General features: G+C 61.0%; 5 protein-coding genes and 1 pseudogene. 3 read left to right on the top strand and 3 right to left on the bottom strand.

Annotated elements, in window-relative coordinates:
* From NV64_RS22250 to NV64_RS22240, 3 genes and pseudogenes are all read right to left on the bottom strand, one after another.
* A pseudogene (locus tag NV64_RS22250) lies at positions 1-955 on the bottom strand (hypothetical protein); the annotation flags it as partial.
* 14 nt (positions 956-969) lie between these two features.
* The gene (locus NV64_RS22245; RefSeq protein WP_056235283.1) at positions 970-2553 is read right to left on the bottom strand and encodes an OmpA family protein; all 1584 of its coding nucleotides are present in this window, start codon (positions 2551-2553) and stop codon (positions 970-972) included.
* 712 nt (positions 2554-3265) lie between these two features.
* Positions 3266-4174: a LysR family transcriptional regulator gene (locus NV64_RS22240; protein ID WP_056235286.1), complete on the bottom strand. Its 909-nt coding sequence runs from the start codon at positions 4172-4174 to the stop codon at positions 3266-3268.
* A 130-nt stretch (positions 4175-4304) separates the two neighbouring features.
* Here NV64_RS22240 and NV64_RS22235 point away from each other — a divergent pair, with 130 nt between their 5' ends.
* The 3 genes from NV64_RS22235 to NV64_RS22225 form a co-directional block, all read left to right on the top strand.
* A complete protein-coding gene (locus NV64_RS22235; protein WP_056235289.1) occupies positions 4305-5615 on the top strand; it encodes an MFS transporter in 1311 nt (436 codons plus the stop codon).
* A gap of 18 nt (positions 5616-5633) precedes the next feature.
* A complete protein-coding gene (locus NV64_RS22230; RefSeq protein WP_056235292.1) occupies positions 5634-6722 on the top strand; it encodes a tartrate dehydrogenase in 1089 nt (362 codons plus the stop codon).
* A partial coding sequence (locus NV64_RS22225) for a glycerate-2-kinase family protein (RefSeq protein ID WP_146005538.1) occupies positions 6722-7325 on the top strand: 604 nt, incomplete at its 3' end. The genes NV64_RS22230 and NV64_RS22225, both read left to right, overlap by 1 nt.

Genomic DNA, 7325 nt, shown 5'->3' with positions numbered 1-7325 from the left:
AGGCAAATACCCGGTTGCTGGCAATCTCTGCGCCGGCCTTGTTATCCGCCGCCGCGTTATCGGCCACCGCCTCTGCGGGCAGATCGAACGGCGACGCCGCAGGGCTGACCTGCTGGCTGAACGGTGAACCGTTCACGGCCTGGGTGTCCTGGTTATCGATGGTGGCGGCGCGGACAAAGTAGGCACCGATGGCAAAGAACAGGATCAGCGCCACGGCAATCCCGGTGGCCCAGTACTGCGGCGTCACCTGAGCGTTGTGCGGTACGCGGTTGAGCATCTGCAGATAGTTCGGCTGGTTGTCATCCTGGTAAGTGGTTTCCAGCGAAATATCTTTGTCATTCTGCAGCGCCAGCGCCGTATTACTGTGGCGGGCTTCGGTGTGCCAGTAGCGAATCTTCTTCAGCAGGGTATTGCGGTGCAGCTCTTTACCCATGCGGTGGGTGGCCGGCACCAGGATCACCCCGATCAGCACCGAGACCACGATCGCTGAGGCTTCGGCCTGGTTGGCGGTAATATTGGTGGCGATAAACGGTGACAGCACCAGCGCAAAGATAAAGGCTTCCAGCGCCACCAGCCCGGCGGTGCAGAACCACAGCAGCAGGCTGGTTGGTTTACGGCCGCGCTCGTCCACCTTGCTCAGGTAGTCGACGCAGTGCAGATAGAAGTCGGCGGTGTGATTGGAGGTGCGGTAGTACTTCCAGTACTTGGCGCAGATCGCCTCCTCGGACGGATACCACAGGCCCTGACCGGTGCCGGTTCGGCGCGGTTCACTGGCGCGTGACAGACGCGCAATATGGCCGATCACCGGCAGGCTGCACATCAGGTTCAGGAAGAAATAGCTGACCTGATCCCACCAGCGGATCACCACCACCGTCAGTACCAGCAGGCTGAGCACCGGCACAACGATATGGCGATACAGGGAGAACGCCTCCATAAGACTTTGCAAAAATTCCATCTGAGTTCCTTGAATTAGCTGCGTACCGGGGTATAGCCGGCCATATATTCGCTGTTGTGATTGCTGTAGAAGAGTTGTCCCTGCTGCGCCTGTTTGGCCTTATTGGGCACCAGCAGATCGATACAGGAGATCGGCTGCTGTTGCGCATCCTGCAGCCAGACGCGGTACAGAATGCCGTCTTCACCCTGCCAGGCGTTGGCCACCGCGCTCAGCGCGGCGTCGGGTTTGCGGTTGTTCTTCTGGTAGTCGCGGGTGATATAGACCTTCGGATTCTGTGTCACCGTGGCGTCATCGCTGAGCACCCACACCGGGGAGAGCGTCACCAGATGGCCGTTAACCAGTCCGGCCCAGGCGCGGCCGTTCATGCCCGGCAGATACGCTTTGGTGGCGGTATCGACCGCTTTGCCGCTGGCGAGGTTTTTCGCCTGGCCGCTGAAGCGGGCGCTGTCGCTGTAGCAGCTTTTCATCACGCCACCGGCGTTGGCTTCGGAGATCAGGCTGAAGCCGCTGCTGCGCGGTTTCAGGTTCAGCGCCAGCGACGGCGTACCGCTGCTGACCGGCTGGCCGCCAAAATCAACCAGCGCCACCGGGCCACCGGCGCGTGCAGCGTTTTTTGCTGTCGTAGTCGGCTTCTCAGCGGCGGCGGTACGGGAGGATGAAGTGGAGGACGCTGGCGATGCAGAGGAGGCTGACGCAGCGGCAGAAACCGGCGACGACGATGATGCAGGGGCGGATGCCGTAGCCGATGACGATGCAGAGGCAGATGCAGACACCGAAGCAGTTGACGCCGAACGTGAGGTTTTCACCGCAGTTGTGCTGCGCCGCGTCGGGGAAGCTACCGGCGTAGCAGTGGTGCCGTAGCGCAGATAGGCGAGGTTGCTGCCCTCCTGCTCGAGGCGCTGTTTCAGTAGCGCCTCGCTGGCCAGCGCGGTGAGCTCCACGCGGCGGTTGGCCGCACGGCCGTCAACGGTGGCGTTATCGGCCACCGGACGTGAGGAGCCGGCGCCCTGGAAATAGAGGTTTTTCGCGCTCAGACCGGCCTGTTCCAGCACCCGCCCGACGGTCTGCGCGCGCTGTTCTGACAGCCGCTGGTTCGACAGCGCATTGCCGCTGGCATCGGTATGGCCGACGATCAGGATCACTCCACCCTGGTCGCCCTCTTTCATCGCGGCCGCCAGTTTCTTCACCTGACGCAGGCCATCGCTGGAGAGGCGGGCGCTGTCGGTATCGAACATGCCTTTGTCCTCGACCTGCGCCACCAGGCCTACCGCCTGCTTGCTGCTTTTGGCCTGGGCTTCCAGCGTGCGGGTGCGGATGGCGATATGCTCTTCCGCGGCGATTTTAGCCAGCGCCTTTTCGCGGTTCTGCCAGACGTTACCGGCCACGCAGCCCGCCACGCCGCCAATTAACCCGCCGACGAGGGCTTTTTTCGCATCGCCGGTGATCAGGTAAGTCAGGCCGCCGCCGAGGGTGGCGCCGCCGACGCAGCCGATGGCGGTGCCGTAATCCTGCCCGGCCTGGTGCATTCCGGCGCAGCTTGACGTCAGCGTCACCACCGCGGTGACCAGGCTTATTTTCCGTAACTTATAGCGTTTCAATTTCTCTCCTTACCCTGCCCTAAAAAGCCAAAATATCCGTTTATTCTCGTTGCGAAATAATCGTCGCATTATTTTTGGTCTGCGCCGGAATAGCGTTGTGCTGGTCCGACGTTGGAGATCGCTGGCAAAAATAATCCGCTCACCGTCATTAATGACGGCGCAGGGCGTTATTTCAGCCTGATAAAGATAAAGTTTGACTTAAGTTAACACGTTCTGCCTGAGGCACCCCATGAGGTGGGTTGGTCCGCAGTGGTTATCATGCTGTCGACGTAATGCCTTGAGAAACCCCGGTTAATGCAGGCAGTCTTTCCCGTATGCTGCCACGCGACTGCCGCCTGAGATGCCTGCAAAAACGGCGAAATAGTAGAACATTTGAAGTGAAAAGGTCAACCAACCCACGGGCGAAAATTCACCGCGATCGGTGGAGAGATCGCTGAATAAATAAGTCATCAAACGTCAGGAAAGTGATTAACCCTCACACCTCGTAAACAGGTTCCTCTATTTCAGCGGCATGATACAGGAGAGGACTAACCGCCAGCGGTTAATTAACGCGTGGCAATCCTTTTGCAGGGCAGGTCGACAGGTGCCGGTTGAGCAGCGTTGGCGCAGGAGCAGGGCTGTACGCTACCGGTTTGCCATGGTCTGCGTAAACGCCGGGCCGATCGCTGAGGGTTTAGCGTAGCTTGTTCAGGTGCTGGCAACAACGCAGCCGCTACAACCGGCCGGTCAGCACGCTTTCATGCTCGTCAAGCAGCCGCAGCATCTCCAGCAGATAGCGATCCTCGCTGCCTTTTTGCCAGGCAATACTCAGCGGCAGCCCTTTCAGGTCGGCGTGCAGATCCAGGTCGATATAGGCGACGGCGTCGCTGTTCATATTGCGGTAGGAGGCCGGCACCACCGCCAGACCCAGCCCGGCGGCTACCAGGCTCAGGATGGTCTGCTTCTCTTCGGCAAACTGGCCAATATGCGGGCTGATCCCGGCCAGTTTGAACATCGTCATGGTCAGATCGTGACTGTGCGGGCGGGTACGCCGTTCGGGGATAATCATCGCTTCGTGGCTGAAGTCAGCGACGCTGACCCGGCCGCGCGCGGCCAGCGGATGGTCAAGCGGCACGGCCAGCACGCAACTCTCGCGGGTGATAAAACGCACCGCCAGGCTGGCGTCGAGGGTTTGCGGTTCACGAAAGAAGATCATATCCAGCCAGCCGGACTTCAGTCGTGGAATAAGGTTACTGGTCTTGTCTTCGATAATATGAATATCGCTGTTCGGGTGCAGCGGCACAAACAGATTTAACAGCGCGGGGACTAATCCGCGGGCCGCACTGTCAATCGCACCAATACGTAAGGTGCGGCGGTCGTCTTTTAATCCGCCTTTAAATCGCTGCGCCAGCGCGTCAAATCGCTCGATAATTTTTTGAGCTTCGTCAAAAAAAATAGCCCCTTCGGCGGTGAGCGAAACATTGCGCGTTGAGCGGTTTAACAACCGTACGCCCAGGTCATCTTCCAGCAGGCGAATGAAGCGGGAAAGTGACGCAGGCATCATTTCCAGCTTTTGGGCCGCGCGGCCGAAGTGCAGCTCTTCACCGACGGAAATCAGACAACGCAGTTGATTTATATCCACTTTTCACCCCTGAAAACATTGTTCAAATTATTTATATAATCTGGCATTAATGACCCGCCGCCGCAAATCAGCATACTGACTTCGACTACAAAAAAATAACACAACCCTACAAAAATCGGAGCACGTTAATATGAATCATCACCTCGAAAAAAGGGTGATGCGTAAAGTGACGTTACGCATTATTCCCTTCATCATGCTGCTCTACTTCATCGCTTTTCTCGATCGCGTCAATATTGGTTTTGCCGCGCTCACCATGAATCAGGATTTAGGTTTCTCGCCCACCATATTTGGCCTCGGTGCGGGGATCTTCTTCCTGGGTTATTTTCTTTTTGAGGTGCCCTCCAACCTGATATTGCACAAGGTGGGGGCGCGGATCTGGATCGCCCGGGTGATGATCACCTGGGGGCTGGTCTCCGGCTGTATGGCCTTCGTGCAGGGTACTACCAGCTTCTACACCCTGCGCTTTCTGCTCGGCGTCGCCGAAGCCGGTTTCTTTCCCGGCATCATCCTCTATCTCAGCTACTGGTTCCCGGCGGCACGGCGTGCGCAGGTAACGGCGATCTTTATGGCCGCCGCGCCGCTCTCTACCGCGCTCGGCTCACCGATTTCCGCCGCGCTGCTGGAGATGCACGGATTCCTCGGCTATGCCGGCTGGCAGTGGATGTTTGTGCTGGAGGCCATTCCGGCGGTGCTGCTCGGCATCGTGGTGCTGTTCTTCCTCACCGACCGGCCGGCGAAAGCCCGGTGGCTGACCGATGAAGAGCGCGAGTGGCTGGAGACGACCATGCTGGCGGAGGAGCAGGCGCGGGCGTCGAAACAGAGCCACAGCAGCGCATGGCGCGGGCTGGCGGACAAGCGCGTGCTGGCGCTGGCGCTGGTCTATTTCGGCACTTCGGCGGGGCTCTATACGCTGGGCATCTGGTCACCGCAGATTATTCACAGCTTCGGCGCTTCCTCAATGGAGATCGGTTTCCTCAACGCCGCACCGGCGGTGGTCGGGGTGATCGGCATGATCCTGTGGGCGCGCCACTCGGACCGCAGCAACGAGCGCAGCTGGCACGTGATCGGTGCCTGCCTGCTGGCGGCGGCCGGGCTGATCTATGCCGGCAGCGTCAGTTCGCTGCTTAGCGTGATCCTCGCGTTAACGCTGGTCACCGTCGGCATCAGCGCCTCGAAACCGCCGCTGTGGAGTATGCCGACCCTGTTCCTCTCCGGTCCGGCGGCGGCGGCGGGCATCGCCACCATTAACTCAATCGGCAACCTGGGTGGCTTCGTTGGGCCGATGATGATCGGCATCATCCGCCAGCAGACCGGCAGCTACACCGGCGGCTTGTACTTTGTCGCCGGGCTGCTGGTTATCTCGGCGCTGACCGTGCTGATCCTCTCGGCCAGAGGCGCAAAGCCGCAGGCCAGCAAACTTTCTCATCCTGAAACACACTGAACCCATTCGGAGACTATTATGCGTAACTACAAGATTGCTGCCATCCCTGCCGACGGTATCGGCCCTGAAGTGATTTCTGCCGGCGTCGAAGTGCTGCGGGCGCTGGAGCGCCACGATCCGCAGCTGAGCTTTGCCATTGAAACCTTTGACTGGGGCTCTGACTACTATAAGCAGCACGGGGTGATGATGCCGGAGAGCGGCCTGCAGACCCTCAAAGCGTTTGACGCCATCTACTTTGGTGCGGTGGGCGCGCCGGACGTACCTGACCACATCACCCTGTGGGGCCTGCGCCTGCCGATCTGCCAGGGCTTTGACCAGTACGCTAACGTACGGCCAACCAAAATCCTGCCGGGCATCACGCCGCCGCTGCGCAACTGCGGCCCCGGCGATCTGGACTGGGTGATTGTCCGCGAGAACTCGGAAGGCGAGTACTCCGGCAACGGCGGTCGTGCGCACCGTGGGCTGCCGGAAGAGGTCGGCACCGAGGTGGCGATCTTCACCCGCGTCGGCGTCACCCGCATTATGCGCTATGCCTTTACCCTGGCGCAGTCGCGTCCGCGCAGGCTGCTGACCGTGGTGACCAAATCTAACGCCCAGCGCCACGGTATGGTGATGTGGGATGAGATCGCTGCGGAAGTGGCGCAGGAGTTCCCGGACGTGCAGTGGGACAAGATGCTGGTGGACGCGATGACCCACCGTATGACGCTGCATCCGCAGAGCCTCGACACCATCGTCGCCACCAACCTGCACGCCGATATTCTCTCCGATCTGGCCGGCGCGCTGGCGGGCAGCCTCGGCGTGGCCCCGACCGCCAATATCGATCCGCAGCGCCGTTTCCCGTCGATGTTTGAACCGATCCACGGCTCGGCCTTCGATATCACCGGTAAAGGCATCGCCAACCCGGTGGCCAGCTTCTGGACCGCGGTGCAGATGCTGGAGCACCTCGGCGAGCATGACGCCGCCGCGCGGCTGATGGCCGGGATTGAGCACGCCTGCCGTAAAGGAGTGCTGACGCCGGACGTGGGCGGTAGCGCCACCACGGCCGACGTCACGCAGGCGGTAGTGGAATTTATCACCGCACGCTCCACCGTTGCTGAGACCGTCTGATGGATCATCAACAGGCCGCAGCCGTGCTGCAGGATATCTTCAATCGGGCCGTTGACCGCGCCCGCCCCGGGCTGGTTATTCCGCCGGCGCTGCCGGAAAAACCGCGCGGGCGCTGCGTGGTGATAGGCGCAGGTAAGGCCTCGGCGGCGATGGCCGCCGCCGTGGAGGCCGCCTGGCCGGACGTGGCGCTGAGCGGAGTGGTGGTGACCCGCTACGGCCATGCGGTACCGGCCGGGCGCATCCGCATTCTCGAAGCGGCGCACCCGGTGGCAGATGCGATGTCTGAGTTTGCCGCGCGGGAGATCGTGGCGGTGTTACAGGGGCTGACCGCCGACGATCTGGTGCTGGCGCTGATCTCCGGCGGCGGTTCGGCGGTGATGGCGCTGCCGGCAGCAGGGATTACCCTGGCGGATAAGCAGGCGATCGTCCGCGCGCTGCTGCACAGCGGGGCGACGATTAAGGAGATGAACCTGGTGCGCCGCCATCTGTCGGCGGTGAAGGGCGGTAAGCTGGCGGCGCTGGCGCAGCCGGCGCGGCTGGTGTCGTTGATGATCAGCGACGTACCGGGGGATAACCCGGCGGATATCGCCTCCGGGCCGACGG

This window comes from Erwinia sp. B116, assembly GCF_002865965.1.
Classification (GTDB): domain Bacteria; phylum Pseudomonadota; class Gammaproteobacteria; order Enterobacterales; family Enterobacteriaceae; genus Erwinia.
The sequence above is the reverse complement of the archived record's forward strand: the minus strand, read 5'-3'. Positions and strand labels throughout refer to the sequence as shown.

Coding starts and splice junctions, on each gene's coding strand:
- NV64_RS22230 (WP_056235292.1), top strand. CDS start 5,634: ATGCGTAACTACAAGATTGCTGCCATCCCTGCCGACGGTATCGGCCCT.
- NV64_RS22235 (WP_056235289.1), top strand. CDS start 4,305: ATGAATCATCACCTCGAAAAAAGGGTGATGCGTAAAGTGACGTTACGC.